Origin of the sequence: Kitasatospora sp. NPDC006697 (genome assembly GCF_042869935.1) — a bacterium.
Taxonomy (GTDB): domain Bacteria; phylum Actinomycetota; class Actinomycetes; order Streptomycetales; family Streptomycetaceae; genus Kitasatospora.
The window spans coordinates 18,843-33,678 of record NZ_JBIAGU010000054.1; the positions used below are offsets into that span (position 1 = coordinate 18,843).

At 73.1% G+C, this 14,836-nt stretch carries 6 protein-coding genes; 5 read left to right on the forward strand and 1 reads right to left on the reverse strand.

Features of this window, described 5'->3' with window-relative positions:
* Positions 1 to 29: 29 nt before the first annotated feature.
* On the forward strand, positions 30 to 7,103 hold the full coding sequence (locus ACFYNO_RS40235; RefSeq protein ID WP_388023483.1) for an amino acid adenylation domain-containing protein: 7,074 nt from the start codon (positions 30 to 32) through the stop codon (positions 7,101 to 7,103).
* Positions 7,104 to 7,156: 53 nt separating this feature from the next.
* Here ACFYNO_RS40235 and fabD read toward each other — a convergent pair whose 3' ends face one another.
* Complete coding sequence (gene fabD / locus ACFYNO_RS40240) at positions 7,157 to 8,122, reverse strand: ACP S-malonyltransferase (RefSeq protein ID WP_388023485.1); 966 nt, start codon at positions 8,120 to 8,122, stop codon at positions 7,157 to 7,159.
* A gap of 590 nt (positions 8,123 to 8,712) precedes the next feature.
* Here fabD and ACFYNO_RS40245 point away from each other — a divergent pair.
* The 4 genes from ACFYNO_RS40245 to ACFYNO_RS40260 form a co-directional block, all read left to right on the forward strand.
* Positions 8,713 to 9,984 (forward strand): MATE family efflux transporter, encoded by a 1,272-nt coding sequence (locus ACFYNO_RS40245; protein ID WP_388023488.1) that lies wholly within the window; start codon positions 8,713 to 8,715, stop codon positions 9,982 to 9,984.
* A gap of 62 nt (positions 9,985 to 10,046) precedes the next feature.
* Positions 10,047 to 11,417, forward strand: a complete 1,371-nt coding sequence (locus tag ACFYNO_RS40250; protein ID WP_388023489.1) for a DUF6002 family protein — start codon at positions 10,047 to 10,049, stop codon at positions 11,415 to 11,417.
* 72 nt (positions 11,418 to 11,489) lie between these two features.
* Entirely contained in the window at positions 11,490 to 12,398 is a 909-nt protein-coding gene (locus ACFYNO_RS40255; RefSeq protein ID WP_388023492.1) for an LLM class flavin-dependent oxidoreductase, read from the forward strand.
* 139 nt (positions 12,399 to 12,537) lie between these two features.
* Positions 12,538 to 14,836 (forward strand): molybdopterin cofactor-binding domain-containing protein (locus ACFYNO_RS40260; RefSeq protein ID WP_388023494.1); only part of this gene is annotated, 2,299 nt, incomplete at its 3' end.

A 14,836-nucleotide genomic window follows, 5' to 3' on the forward strand; every position in this document is an offset into this window, starting at 1 on the left:
ACTCCCGAACGCTGCAGAGGAGCACCGACATGTCCGACACCTTGCCCGAGCCCCCCGAGCAGGACCTCTCGGCGATCGCCGTCACCGGCCTGGCCTGCCGCTTTCCGGGAGCCGACTCGGCGGCGGAATTCTGGCGACTGCTCCGCGCCGGCGAGAGCCCGCTCGAGACCGTGCCGGAGCAGGAGCTGCGGGACGCCGGCCTGCTCGAGAGCCTCATCCAGGACCCGAACTACGTCGCCAGGCGGATGCGGTTCGCCGATCCCGCGCTGTTCGATCCCGGCTACTTCGGGCTCACCCCTGCCGAGGCGCGGATCACCGACCCGCAGCAGCGGTTCCTCCTGGAGACGGCGGTGCACGCGCTGGAGCACGCTGCCCTCGACCCCGCCAGGTTCCGTGGACGGGTGGGGGTCGCCCTCGGCCTGAACCACTCCGACTATCTGCTGCAGAACGTGCTGCCCCATCAGGAGGCGGTGGACCGGCTCGGCTGGCACCGCACCTTGATGGGCAACGACCGCGGCTTCACCGCCACCCAGCTCTCCTACCGGCTGGGCCTCACCGGCCCGAGCATCGCGGTGGACTGCGCCTGCTCCTCCAGCCTGGCCGCCATCCACCAGGCCTGCCGGATGCTGCTGGACTACGAGGCGGACGCGATGATCACCGGCGGGTCCTGCGTCAAGCCCCGCGACCTCGGCTACCTCTACGGCGAGGGCGGCATCGCCTCGCCCGACGGCCGCTGCCGGCCCTTCTCCGCCGACGCCGCCGGCACGGTCTTCGCCAGTGGGGCCGGCCTGGTGGTGCTGCGCCGGCTGGAGGACGCGCTGGCGGACGGAGACCGGGTGCTGGCCGTCGTCAAGGCCGGCTCCGCCAACAACGACGGTGCCGCCAAGAGCGGTTACACCGCGCCGGCCCAGCGCGGGCAGGCCGAGCTGATCGAGACCGTGCACGCGCTGGCCGGGGTCACTGCGGACAGCATCGGCTACGTCGAAGCCCACGGCACCGGCACGGCGCTGGGCGACCCGATCGAGGTGCACGCCCTGACCGAGGCGTTCCGGGCGACCACCGACGCGGTCGGGTCCTGCGCGCTCGGCTCGGTGAAGGGGAACATCGGGCACCTCGACTCCGCCTCCGGTGTGGCAGGCCTGATCAAGGTCGTGCTCAGCCTGCACCACCGAGAGCTGCCGCCCACGCTCGGGAGCGCCGAGCCCAACCCGCACCTCGACCTGGCCACCTCCCCGTTCTTCCTCAACCGCGAGCTGCGCGCCTGGCACTCGGACCACCCCCTGCGAGCCGGGGTCAGTTCCTTCGGGGTCGGCGGGACCAATGTCCACCTGCTGCTGGAGGAAGCTCCGGGCGGGACGTCACCGGGCGGCGCCGACCACGGGTCGGACGCCGTCCTGATCACCTTCGGTGCCAAGTCGGCGGACTCGCTCGACACGCTGGAGACCCGACTGCGCGAGCACCTCGACCGGGCCACCGACGCCAACGACGCCCGGGACACCGCCTTCACCCTGCGGCGTGGGCAGCCGGACCACCCGTTGCGCCGCGGTCTGCTCTGGCGTCCCGGCGGCGAGCCGCTGCGGGTCGGGCCGGCGGAGGCCGCCGCACCGCACCCCCGGAACGTCGCCTTTCTCCTCGACCTCCCCACACCCGCTCCCGCCCTCTTCCGCGAGCTGTGCGAGCGCCTTCCCGACTTCCGCCGCACCGCTGACGACCTGTTGGACGGCCTGCCGGACCTGGACGTCCTCCCGCAGGACGTGGTGCGCACCGTCACCACAGTGGCGGCGAGCGCGGTGTGGCGGGCTCACGGGCTGGTCCCGGCGGCCGTGATCGCCGCTGCCGCCGACCGGGTCGCGGCCGCCGTGCTCGCCGGAGCCCTCTCGGTCGACCAGCTGAGGAGCTGGCTCGCGCTGCGCGTCGGTCGGCACGCCGAGCTGCCCGCTCCCGGCCCGGCCGCGCTCACCTGGTACGACGCGGACGGGAGCGAGCACGTCACCGCCGGACACCTGCCGACCCCGGAGCAGGTGTGGGGCGAGGCCCCTGCCGCTCCGGGCCTGCGCACCCTGCCGCCGCTCGGGCTCGCGGTCACCCGCCTGACGACCGTACCCGCCGCCCAGCCGCTGAGCACCGCCGCGCTGGGTCGGCTGGCCCGGCACTGCACGCTGCTGCCGGATGCGCCGGCGGGCATCCGGCCGGGCGCCGAGGCGCTGCTCGCGGGCATCGCCGGCGCCTGGCTCGGCGGGGTCGAGGGCGTCCGGCTCCCAGCGGTGGACGCGCTGCCCGGGCGGGTGGTCGACGTACCGCCCTATCCCTTCCGCCGCGAACGCCACTGGCTGAGTGCGCCGGCACCCGGCACCCCGGCGCCGCCGCCACCGGGCCGAGCGCCGCAGCAGTCGGCCGAGGCGGATCCCGGGGCTCCGGTACAGGAGCTCCGGTCCTGGGCCCGCGAGCTCTTCCAGGAGACGATCGGCGTCCCGGCCGTGACCGATCAGGACGACCTGCTCGCCCTCGGCGGCGACTCGCTGCTCGCTCAGCACCTGGTCGCGGCTGCCAAGGCACGCTGGGGCCGCAGTGTGCCCTTCGGCTCCTTCCTCCGCGAGCCCACCCCCGGTCGCCTCGCCGAACTGCTGGGCTCAGCGGCCCAGGCGCCGGCCCCCGAACCCGCCCGAGTGAGCGGTCACGGCGCCGACGTCCTTCCGCTGACGCCGTCGCTGGAGAAGTTCGTCTTCCTCGACGAGCTCGACCACGCGGCCGAGGCGTACAACGTCCCCGTCCTGTCCGAACTGCGCGGGCCCCTCGACACCGCCGCGCTGCGGGCCGCGCTGGGTGATGTGGTGGACCGTCACGAGGCGCTGCGCTCGACGGTCGAGCTGCTCGACGGGCAGGCGGTGCAGCGGATCCGGCCGGCCGGCGGCGAGGTGGCGCTGCCAGTGCTGGTGCTCGCCGACGAGACCGAACTGCGCCGCGAAATCCGGGTGCTGCTGTCCAGCACGATCCCGCTGGACAGCGCCCCGCTGCTGATCGCGCGCATCTTCCGGCTCGCCCCCGAGCGGCACGTGCTGGCGATGGCAGTGCACCACATCTGCGCCGACGCCCGCTCCACCGGCATTCTGCTCGCCGACCTGTACGCCTGCTACGCCCGGCGGCGGGACGGTCTGCAGCCCGAACTGCCGCCGCTGGACGGCCTGCTGGCCGAACACGCCTGGGCGCGGCAACGGGCCCAGGAATCCGGCGCGCTCCAGCCGCAGCTGGACTTCTGGCTGCGCGAACTGGCCGGTGCGCCGAAGGTGCTGGAGCTCCCGGCGGACCGCCCGCGCGGGTCCGTGCGCAGCTACGCGGGCCGCAACCTGGACTTCGCCTTCGCTCCCGAACTGGCCCGCCGGATCCGGGAGCTGGCGGCGAGCGAACACGTCACTCCGTTCACCGTGGTCACCGCCGCGTTCGCCCTCTTCCTCGGCCGGATCAGTGACAGTCGCGATGTGATGGTGGGCACCCCGGTGTCCGGGCGGCACCGTCCCGAGACCCGGGAGCTGGTCGGGAACTTCGTCAACACCCTGCCGCTGCGCACCACCTGGAACGCGGACCAGAACTTCCGTGACCTGCTCCGGCTGGTGCAGGACCGCTTCAGCAGCGCGCTGGACCACCAGGACCTGCCCCTCGAGGTGCTGGCGCGGCACCTCGGGACCGACCGGGACCTGTCCGTCAGCCCGGTCTTCCAGGTGCTGGTCAACATGCTCAGCGAGGAGGCCAGCGCGCCCCCGGCGCCGCCGGAGCTGCGGGCGTCCACCGTGCCGTTCGAGCGCGAGGCCAGCACCTACGAGCTCTCGCTGAGCTGGTGGCTGGGTCGGGACGGCACGCTCTCGGGCCGTTTCATGTACGACTCGGCACGCTTCGACCGGGAGACGGTCCTCGCCTGGCAGCGTTCCTTCGAGTACCTGCTGGAGCAGGCGACGAGCGGCCCGCGGACCCTGCTGGCCGATCTGCCGGTGGAGCCCCCGCAGGCCGCCGCCCGCACCCGGGCCGCGCTGCTCGGCCCCGTGACCGAGGTGCCCGCCAAGCCGGTGCACGCGGTCTTCGCCGAGCTGGCAGCACGTCACCCCGAGCGACTGGCCGTGGCGGACAAGCATCAGCGGCTCGGCTACGGCGAGCTGGCTCGGCGCTCGGCGGGCATCGCGGGCCTGCTCACCGCACGCGGGGTGCGGGTGGGCGAGACCGTCGGCATCGCCATGGAGCGGGGCGTCCCGCTGGTCACCGCACTGCTCGGCGTGCTGCGCGCGGGCGCCACGCCGGTGCCGTTCGACCTGCGCCACCCGCCCAGGCGTCTCGCGGTGATCGCCGAGGACAGCGGGGCCAGGTTCGTCCTCTGCGCACGGGCGGCGGACGCCGCCTTCGCCTCCGCCGCCGAGGCGGTGGAGCTCGCCGACCCGGGCGGCCCGCACGGCCCCGACGGGCCGGTGCCGGGCGACGAGGTCGACCTGTCGGTCGGCGCGTACGTCACCTACACCAGCGGGACGACCGGCCGCCCCAAGGGGATCCACTTCCCGCACCGGGCGCTGGCCAACCTGGCCCACTACGACACCGTGGTCACCCCGGGCGGGATGCGCTGGCTGCAGTTCGCCTCCTTCGGGTTCGACGTCTCCTTCCACGAGACCTTCGGCGCGCTCTGCTCCGGCGGCTCGCTGCACATCGTGGACGACGACGACAAGCACGACCACCAGCTGCTACCGGAGTTCATCCGGGAGCACGGCGTGCAGAAGGGAATCTTCCCGGTCTCGCTGATGCACGCGCTGGCCGCCCGCTACGCAGCCGCCCCCGAGCCCTTCGCCAGCATGCGGGAGATCACCACCACCGGCGAGCAACTGCGGCTGAGCGAGCAGCTGGTCAGGTTCTTCGAGGCGCTGCCCGACTGCCGGCTGATCAACAACTACGGCCCGGCGGAGACCCACTGTGTGGCGTTCTACCGCTTCACCGGACCGCCGCGCAGCTGGCCGCCGTACGCCCCCATCGGGCGACCGATCCAGAACGTGACCTACGAGATCCGGGACCGGGCCGGGCGGGCGATGCCCTACGGCAGCGTCGGGGAGCTCTTCATCAGCGGCCCGTCCGTCTCGACCGGCTACCTCGGACAGCCTGCGCTGACCGCCGAGCGGTTCACCACCGACCCGGCCACCGGGGCGCGCAGCTACCGCAGCGGCGACCGGGTCCGGCTGCTGCCCAGCGGGGACCTGCTCTACCTGGGCCGGGGCGACCAGCAGGTCAAGATCCGCGGCGTCCGGATCGAGCCGGCCGAGATCGAGGTGGTGATCCGCAGGGTCGCCGGAGTGCGTGATGTCTATCTGCGGGTCAGCGGCGAGAGCGGCGACAAGCGGCTCGACGCCTACCTGATCGCCGCCGGGGACGGCGCGGAGCTGCCCGAGCGGGTCCGCGGGGCACTGCGCGAGGAGCTGCCGCCGGCCGCGGTCCCTTCCTCCTTCACCGTGGTCACCGCCTTCCCCGTGAACGTGAACGGCAAGGTCGACCCGGCCCGGCTGCCCGCTCCGGCCAGCGGCGCCCGGCATGCGGCAGTGCGGCCGGCCGAGCCCGCGGACGACGTTCTGACGACCGTCCTCGAGGTCTTCCGGACCGCGCTGGAGCAGCCGGACCTGACGCCGGACCAGGACTTCTTCGATGCGGGCGGGCACTCGCTGGTCGCCACCCGCGCGCTGCACGGCGTCCGCGAGGCGCTCGGCATCCGGGTGTCGATCCGGGAGTTCTACGCCGCCGGCACGGCCGCCCGGCTGGCCGCCCTCGCCGCCGACCGGGTGGGCCGCACCGAGGACCTCGCCGAACTGCCCGGGCCGGGGCTACCCGAGCAGCTGCCGAACGGACTGCTGCGCCGAGTCCGGACGCCCGACGCCGCGCACCAGAAGACCTTCGTCTTCCGCGCCGGGGAACGGCTGGAGCCGGCCCGGCTGGAGTCGGCGCTGGGCGTGGCGGTGGCCCGGCACCCGGCACTGCGGCTGTGCTACCCGGCCGGTGGCACCCCGGTGCTGACCGCTCCGGGCGCGGCCCGTCCGACCGTCGAGCAGCTGCGGCTGCCCGTGACGGAGTCGGTGAGCACGGCGGCCGACTGGCTGGTGGCGGTGGGTCAGCGCGATCTGATCGACCCCCGGCAGGAGGTACTGCTGCGAGCCCGGGCACTGCGGCTGCCGGCCGGCTGGCTGGTCTCGCTCACCGTCCACGCGGCGGCACTGGACGGCATCGGACTGCTCAACCTGGTCGACACTCTCGCCGAGGCGTACCGGCGGCCCGACGCCGTCCAACCCGAGGACCCCGGCTACCTGCGCTACCTGATCTGGCGCCAGGCGCTTCCCGGGACCGCACAGTTCGAGCGGGCGCGCGAATCCTGGCGGTCGCTGCTGCCCGTCACGGTGCCCGCACCGCCGGTCACGGAGCCGGAGCGCGCACCGGCCCCGGTGAGCCGGGTGAGCTGGCACCCCGACGCCTCGCTGCTCCAGGCGATCCGGTCCTGGTGCACCGCCCGCCGGACCACCCCGTTCCTGCTGCACCTGACCGCCTTCGGTCTGGCGCTCTCCCGGCAGGGCGACGAGCGCGGGACGTGCCCGTCGGTGGCGCTGGACGGACGGGTGCACTCCGCGCTGGGCGGCTCGGTCGGCGCCTTCGCCAACGTCGTCCCGGTGCCGCTGCGGCTGGGCCCGGAGCTGACGCCGGACCAGGCGTTCGCCGCAGTGCGGGACACCTTCGCGCGGATCGAGGCGGAGCGCACGGTACCGTTCGCCGACCTGGCCGCGGCGGATCCGGCCCTGCTGCCGTACCTCTCCCCCGCCGTCTCCTTCAGCTACGTGCGTGAGGACGGCCGGGAGGCCCTGCTGGCCGGCGAGCCGTTCGAGGCCGTGAACACGGACACCCTGACGTCGAGCCAGCAGCTCCAGTTCATCCCGGTCGAGGCGCCGGACTCACTGCGGATCGAGCTGCTGTACCGCGAGGGGCGCGACCCGGAGGAGGGCGAACGGCTGATGCGGCGCTACCGCGAGGCCCTCTTCACGCTGCTCTTCGACGCCGGAGCCCTCCCCCACGCCGGCGAACCGGCAGGAGCCGCACGGTGAAGTCCACCCCCTCCTTCGGCTTCACCGCGGTGTGGACGCCGGAACGGCACGCGTCAGACCGGCGCGCAGGCCAATCGCTCCACGGCCTTGTCGAGCTGACGCACCGTCCCGACGGCCAGTGCGGCCGCACCCGGCGCGGAGGCCCGCGAGAGGTTGCTGAGCACCCGGCCGGGGCCCACCTCGACGAAGGCCGTCACCCCGGCGGCGACCAGCAGCTCCATCGTCTGCGTCCACCTCACCGGAGAGGCCAGTTGACGGCGCAGCGCCTCCCGGGCCGCCGTCCCCGACTCGAGGTAGCCGGCCGTCGTATTGGCCACCACGGGCAGCCGCGGAGCGGCGAACGGCACGGCCCCCAGGTGCTCGGCGAACTCCTGCTCCACGTCCGCCATGAAGACCGAGTGGAACGGGGCGCCGACGCTGAGCCGGGCCACGTGCTGGGCACCCGCCTGCCTGGCGCTGCGGGCCAGCGCCTCGACCGCCTCGGTGTCCCCGGAAACCACCGTCTGGGTCGCGGAGTTGTAGTTCGCGACCTGCACGGTGCCCGAGCCCTGCCGGGTGGCCTGAGCACAGAGCTCCTCGACCCGCTCGGCCGGCAGACCGAGCACGCCCGCCATGCTGCCGGGCCGGCGGCGGTTGACCGCGGCCATCAGCGCACCGCGCACCCGGACCAGGCGCAGCGCGTCGGTCCAGTCGAGCACGCCCGCGGTCACCAGGGCCGCGTACTCCCCCAGGCTGTGCCCTGCCACCACGTCCGGGCGCACGCCACGCTCGGCCAGCAGGCGGGTGAAGACCAGACTGGTGAGGAAGACGGCCGGCTGGGTCACCGCGGTGTCGCGCAGCTGCTCCTCGTCACCCTCGAAGCACACCCGGCTGAGCGGGAAGCCGAGCACCTCGTCCGCGTCCTGGTAGAGGCGTCGGGCCAGGGGCGAGTCCTGGACGGCGTCCTTTCCCATTCCGGTGACCTGGGAACCCTGGCCGGGATAGCTGAAGGCAATGCGTTCGAAAGCGTTGTTTTCCATGACTCCCCCATATCGGGACACGTACCGCACGAAAAGGCGGGATCGCCCTGCCCTCCATTGCGGAGCGCCTCGGCGTCATTCGAGAGTACCCCGGCGGCGCGCCGCGATCCACCGTTCCGGGAGCCGATCTCGAGCGACGGCAATAGACCTCCGGCAATGCTTTCTGATATCTTGCTCACGCCTCACGCGACCGGTTCCATCGCGGCTTGCCGAGAACCCGAGGAATACCTCGGCGAACATTTCCGGACTGCCGTCGTCAAGCTCTTAGGACCTGGCCGCCGCAGCGGCGAGAAGCCGTGCCGGAGCCTCTGGGCGGCGGCCGGGCGGCGGCCCGGCCTGGGCCGGCGCCTGCCCGGCCCAGGCCGGGGCGACCCGTGTGCGGAGGTGTTCCGCGGCCGGGCGGACGGCCTTTTCCGTCTCTTCGGGCCGGAGCAGGAACTCGCCGCCGCCATTTCCGATCCGTTCGACCGGGCCCGGTCCGGAAATTCCTCGTCATCCCTTCGACAGGACAATTCATGACAGTCACGAGCAGGGCGCAATCGAATGCCTTCACGAGGATCGCCCGAACCGCCCTGCCGCTTTATCTGACCATGGTCGCGGCCTCGGCCGCCGCGCTCGTGGACAGTGCGATGCTCGGTCGGCACGCGACGGCCTCGCTGGCCGCGTTCGCCGTGACCATCGCGGTGTACAGCCCCGCCGCCGCCACCGTGGCCGGGGTACTGCGCGGGGTGATGCCCTTCGTCGCCGAGTACGAGGACGATCCGAAGCGCATGGTCCCGCTGGTGCGCAACAGCATGTGGCTGGGGCTCGTCACCGGCGGGCTCGGAGCGCTGGCCGTCGGCGGCGTCTCCGTGATCGGGTCGGCCACCGGGGTCCCGGCGAGCACGCTGAACCACCTGGGCCTCTTCCCGCTGCTGCTGGCCATCAGCGTGCTCTCGCTCTCGGTCGGCACCTCCGCGACCTCGGTACTGGTCGCGCTGGACCGGAGCCGGCTGGTGCTGCGGGCCGGCCTGGTGGGCACCGCGCTGGCGGTGGTGCTCTCCGTCACGCTGATCGGCGGCATCGGCCCGGTGCCCTCGCTCGGACTGAACGGCGCCGGCATCGCGATGCTGACCTCGAGTCTGGTCACCACCGTCCGCATGCAGGTGGCGCTGCGCCGCGTCCCGGCGCTCGCCGGTGCGCCGCTCACCCCGGGCCGTCCGGACTTCGAGGCGATGCTCCGGCTCGCCAGGGTCGGCATCCCGCTCGCGGGAACCGTCCTGATCAAGTTCGCGGTGCTCGGCGTGCTGACGTTCGCCGCGGCCCGGCTCGGCACCCAGCAGGCGGCGGTGCACGGGGTCTGCGAGACCCTCGTCAACCTGATCTACACGCTAGCCGTGGCGATCGGCCAGGCGACCGTGCCGCAGGTGGCCGGGGCCGTGCGCGACGGCGACATCCCGCGAACCCGGCGCAACGTGGTCGCGGGCGCGGGCGTCACGGTCTGCGGGATCGGCACGTTGGCCGTCGTGCTCCTGGTGTTCGGGCACTCCCTCATCCCGTTCCTCAGCGACGACGCCTCGCTGAGGCAGTCGTTGCAGCACCAACTGCCGCTGGTCTGCGCCGTGGTGATGACCGACGGGCTGCAGGCGATCGCCGGCTTCGGCATGGTCGGGCTCAAGCGGACCCTGCCCAGCCTGATATCCACCGCCGTCCTCTTCGGGGCGCTCTGCCTGAGCGCCGTGCCGGCGGCCGACGCCGGCGGACTCAGTGCCCTGTGGACGGCGCTGATCTGCGCGAACCTGCTGCAGGCGGGCACCAAGGCCGTCCTCTTCCACCGGATCAGCGGCCGGATCGCACCAGCGCGACCGAGCCCGGCCGTGTGACGGGCCATCAGCCGCACCTCCTGACCGCCCATTCGACCACCTCGATCGGAAGTGAAATCGACATGATCGCGCACCAGCCGGAGCAGCAGATCCTCATCGAGAACGTCATCACCCGGTACTACGAGCAGGCCGGGCAGGCGGCCCGGCTCCTCGCCGAGGAGGTCCCCCAGGGCCAGCCGGGCTTCGAACCCGCCTACCGGCTACCGCCGATGACCGAGGCGCTGCAGCAGTTCCTCGGCGCCTCCGACATCGCGCTGGACCGGCTCGGCGAGTACCGGGGACGCGAGCTGGCACTGCTGAACATGATGGGCAACCCGGGCACCCGTACCACCAAGACCTTCGCCTCGCTGCTCATGGTGGCCCGAGCCGTCCACCACATCCAGCAGACCGGGGAGCGGATCGTCATCGTCACCCCGTCCTCCGCGAACAAGGCGACAGCCCTGCGCGATGCGGTGTGGCGGGCGGTTGACGCCGGACTGGTCACCGGGGACCAGCTGCGGATCGTCGTCGTGGTGCCCGGCGCCGCCCGCCACAAGCTCTGGTCCTCACCGTTGAGCCGGGACCACCGGCTGCGGGCACAGAACCCGGTGGTCACCTACGACGGGCCGCAGCGCGCCTCGGTCAAGGAGTTGGCCCTCTCCTTCCTGCACGAGCACGGCGCCGACACCGAGGGCCTGACCGGCTACCGGATCTGGTACACCCTCAACATCGCCAACTACAAGATGGCGGACGCGCTGCGCGCCGTGGTCGAGCACGACGTGCTGGGTCCGGTGCCGCCGCACGGTCGACTGCACGCCCACTCGGTCTCCAGCGCGTTCGGCCTGCTGGGACACGCCTACGGCCGCCGCCGGCTCACGCCCGCCGGCGAGCCGGAGCCGGGCTACCTGCTGGTCCAGCACCTGGACACCCCCGACATGGTGCTGCACCTGCGCACCGGCGGCTTCTCCCGAGCCGGGCTGCCCGACTACCGCTACGACCCCGCGACCGGCCTGTACGCGCAGGACGCGGACCCGCACTTCCCGCTGCTGACCGCCGATCCCGGAGAGACCCTGGAGCCCACCTTCTACACCCGGACCCCGGTCACCGCCGCGGAGATGTCGACGCTGATCCAGCGGCAGGGCGGCGACGGCATCGTGGTCTCGCTGCACGAGTGCCTCGCCCGCTATCCGCAGATCCGGGCGCTGCTCGGCCCGACCGGCGTGCACCTGCCCGCCGACCCGCGGCTGTTGCGCGAGTGGTCGTTGGTGATGGCGCTCACCGGTGTGCTGAACGCGGCGGACCGCGGTCTGGTCGCCCCCGCCGCACAGATCGTGGTCCACGGCAGCGGGAGCTACCACGCCGGCGACTTCACCGAGCTCCCGGCGGACGCCATCACCCCGGTCTCCGACAGCCGGCAGCTCCACGAGGTCGTCGTCAAGGCGCTCACCGCCTGACCCGCCGACCGTCGAACCGGGGGTCGGGCCCGCTGCTCGAACCCGACCCCACCGAGCAGAATGGTAGAAGTCATGCGCGTCGGAGTCGTGGTACTGCCGGAGCACCGTTGGGACACCGCCCGCCGAATCTGGCGCGAGGTGGAGGAGTGGGGATTCGACCACGCCTGGACCTACGACCACCTGTCCTGGCGCTCGCTCAAGGACGGCCCCTGGTTCGGCGCCCTGCCCACCCTGACCGCCGCGGCCACCGCCACCGAACGGATCCGCCTGGGCACCCTGGTCACCTCGCCGAACTTCCGCCACCCCGTCACCTGGGCCAAGGACGTGATGACCCTGGACGACGTGTCCGGCGGGCGGTTCATCGCGGGCATCGGGGCCGGGGCCGACGGGCACGACACCGAAGTGCTCGGGAGCAGTGCCATGACCCCAGGTCAAAGGCAGGACAGGTTCCGGGAGTTCGTGGAGCTGTCCGATCGGCTGCTGCGCGCTCCGGAGACGGACCACCGGGGCCGGTACTTCCAGGCCGTGGGTGCGCGAATGCTGCCCGGCTGCGTGCAGCGCCCGCGGGTGCCGTTCGCGCTCGCGGCGACCGGGCCCCGCGGTCTCGCCCTGGTCGCCGAGCACGCCCAGATCTGGATCACCAACGGCGACCCCCGGCGATTCGGCCGGCTGTCCGAGCACGAGGGGCTCACGCTGGTAGGCCAGCAGCAGGACCGGCTCGACCAGGCGTGCGCCACTGCCGGTCGGGCGCCCTCGGAGCTCGCCCGGATGATCAACGGCAGTGTGGTCGGCGACCGCCCGCTGGCCTCCGTCGAACGCTTCGTCGACTTCGTGGGCAGGTGCGCGGAACACGGCTTCACCGACGTCCTCGTCCACTACCCACGCAGTTCGTCGCCGTTCGCCGCCGACACCAGGGTCTTCCAGCGCATCGCCGCCGAGGGCCTCCCGGCGGTCCGCCGGATCTGGAGCGGGAGCCGATGACCCAGCCCGTACCGGCCCTTGCGGCCGTCCGCCGGCGGCGGGGGCGCTGCACCGGGCGGCCGGCTCCGCCCCGATGTGGTGGGCTACTCGCCGGTATGGCAGGCTCCCCAGCACGGGTTTGTCGGGGAGAGGACAACTGATGGGCGATCAGGACGACCGGCTGGGGCGTCGCAGGTTCCTGGGCTACGTGCTCGCGGCCTCGACGCTCACCGTGGCGGCGCAGCTCGGGGAGGTCGGCGGCGCGGGCCCGGCGGAGGCGGCGATCCCGTCGCTGCCCGAGCCGGCCGACGTGTACGACCTCACGGACCTGCTCACCGATGCCGCGCTGCCGACCGCGAACCTGATCAGCATCCAGCTGAACCCCGACGGCACGGCCTCCTTCGTGCTGCCCCGGGCCGAGGTCGGGCAGGGCGTCACCACCTCCACCGCGATGCTGATCGCCGAGGAGCTGGACCTGCCGCTGGACAAGGTGCGGGTCACGCTGGCCGACGCCCGCCCGGAGCTGCTCTTCAACCAGCTGACCGGCGGATCGAACACCACCGTCTCCACCTACACCCCCGTGCGGGTGGCCGCGGCGGTCGCCCGGCAGCGCCTGCTCGCGGCCGCCGCGGCCCAGCTGGGCGTGCCGGTGGCGGCGCTGACCACCTCGGCCGGCGTGGTCTCCGCGCCGGGCGGGGCGAGCGTCGGCTACGGGCAGCTGGCCGCCGCGGCCGCCAGCGCGACCACCGTGGCGGTGCCGGTGGCGCTGAAGCCCTCGGGCAGCTTCAGCGTGATCGGCACCCCGCAGAACCGGATCGACGCGCTGGACGCGGTCACCGGGCGCAAGCAGTTCACCATGGACCTGAGCGTGCCCGGCGCGCTGCCGACCATGATCTGCCGGCCGCCGACGATCAACGGGACCGTCCGCTCGGTGCGGAACCAGGCGGCGGTGCTGGCGATGCCCGGCATCACCGACGTGGTCACGGTGCCCAGCGGCGTGGCCGTGCGCGGGCAGACCTTCGGCCAGTGCATCGACGCCGTCCGGGCGCTGCAGGTGAGCTGGGGCCCGGGCACCGCCGAGGGGGCCAGCGACGCCAGCGTGCTGCAGGATCTGCAGGCCGCCGAACTCCCGCTGGTGGTACCGCCGTTGCCGCTGCTGACGCAGGCCATCGACGCCCGCTTCACCTTCCACTTCGCCAGCAACAGCGCGCTGGAGCCGAACTGCGCGATCGCCGACGTCCGGTCCGACCGGGCCGAGATCTGGGGCGCGATGAAGGCGCCGATCGTCGCGCAGGGCGAGATCGCGGCCGCCCTCGGCCTGCCGCTGACCGCGGTCACCGTGCACGTCACCCAGGGCGGCGGCTCCTTCGGCCGCAAGCTCTTCCATGACGCGGCGCTGGAGGCCGCGCTGGTCTCCAAGGCGGTCGGCAAGCCGGTCAAGCTGATGTGGCACCGCACCGACGACTTCCGGCAGGGCCGCACCCACCCGATGTCCACCTCCCGGGTGCGGGCCACCTACTCGCTCGGCAACGTGGTCAGCTTCGAGCAGCGGCACACCTCGGTCTGGACCGACTTCGGCCACGGCATCGGCGAGATCATCACCTCGCTGGCCGACAAGCTGCCGGTGGTCGACACCGGCTTCTCCGAGGTGATGTTCCAGCTCACCCAGCAGACCCCTTACCAGTTCGGCGTCACCACACAGCTGTTGAACGAGGTCGACCACGGCTTCAACACCGGCAGCATGCGCGGCATCTACTCGCCCAACGTGCGGTGCGCGCAGGAGCTGGTGATCGACCGGCTCGCCGCGGCCATGGGCCAGGACGCCTACCGGTTCCGGCGCTCCTTCCTGAAGGACGACCGGGCCCGGGCGGTGCTCGACAAGGTCGCCCAACTCGGCTCCTGGGGGCGCACCATGGCCCCCGGCACCGCCCAGGGGATCGCGATCCACGCGGAGTACCACTCCTTCGTCGCCGTGCTGGCCGAGATCGACTGCACTCCCGCCACCGTCAACCGGCGGGTCCCGGACGCCTGTACCGGGCCCCGGGTCACCAAGGCGGTCTGCGCCGTGGACGTCGGCCTGGCGGTCAACCCGCGCGGCCTGGAGGCGCAGATGATGGGCGGCCTGATGGACGGCATCGCGACCACCCTCACCTCCAGCCTGCACCTCCAGAACGGGGCCTTCCTGGAGGGCAGTTGGGACAACTACTTCTACACCCGGCAGTGGAACACGCCGCCCGAGCTGGACATCGTGGTGATGCCGCCGACCACCGGGGTCCCGGGCGGAGCAGGCGAGTTGGCGGTGGCCGGCGCGATGGCGGCGGTCGCCTGCGCCTACGGCCGGGCCACCGGCACCATGCCGACCAGCTTCCCGATCAACCACACCGCCCCGCTCGGCTTCACCCCGCTGCCCACCCAGCCCCCCATCCCCGCCTCGCCCACCGACGGCCTCACCCGCGCCT

Bases quoted from the DNA above. Each gene is read 5' to 3' on its own strand.
- ACFYNO_RS40235 (WP_388023483.1), top strand. From the start codon at position 30: ATGTCCGACACCTTGCCCGAGCCCCCCGAGCAGGACCTCTCGGCGATC.
- fabD (WP_388023485.1), bottom strand. From the start codon at position 8,122: ATGGAAAACAACGCTTTCGAACGCATTGCCTTCAGCTATCCCGGCCAG.
- ACFYNO_RS40245 (WP_388023488.1), top strand. From the start codon at position 8,713: ATGGTCGCGGCCTCGGCCGCCGCGCTCGTGGACAGTGCGATGCTCGGT.
- ACFYNO_RS40250 (WP_388023489.1), top strand. From the start codon at position 10,047: ATGATCGCGCACCAGCCGGAGCAGCAGATCCTCATCGAGAACGTCATC.
- ACFYNO_RS40255 (WP_388023492.1), top strand. From the start codon at position 11,490: ATGCGCGTCGGAGTCGTGGTACTGCCGGAGCACCGTTGGGACACCGCC.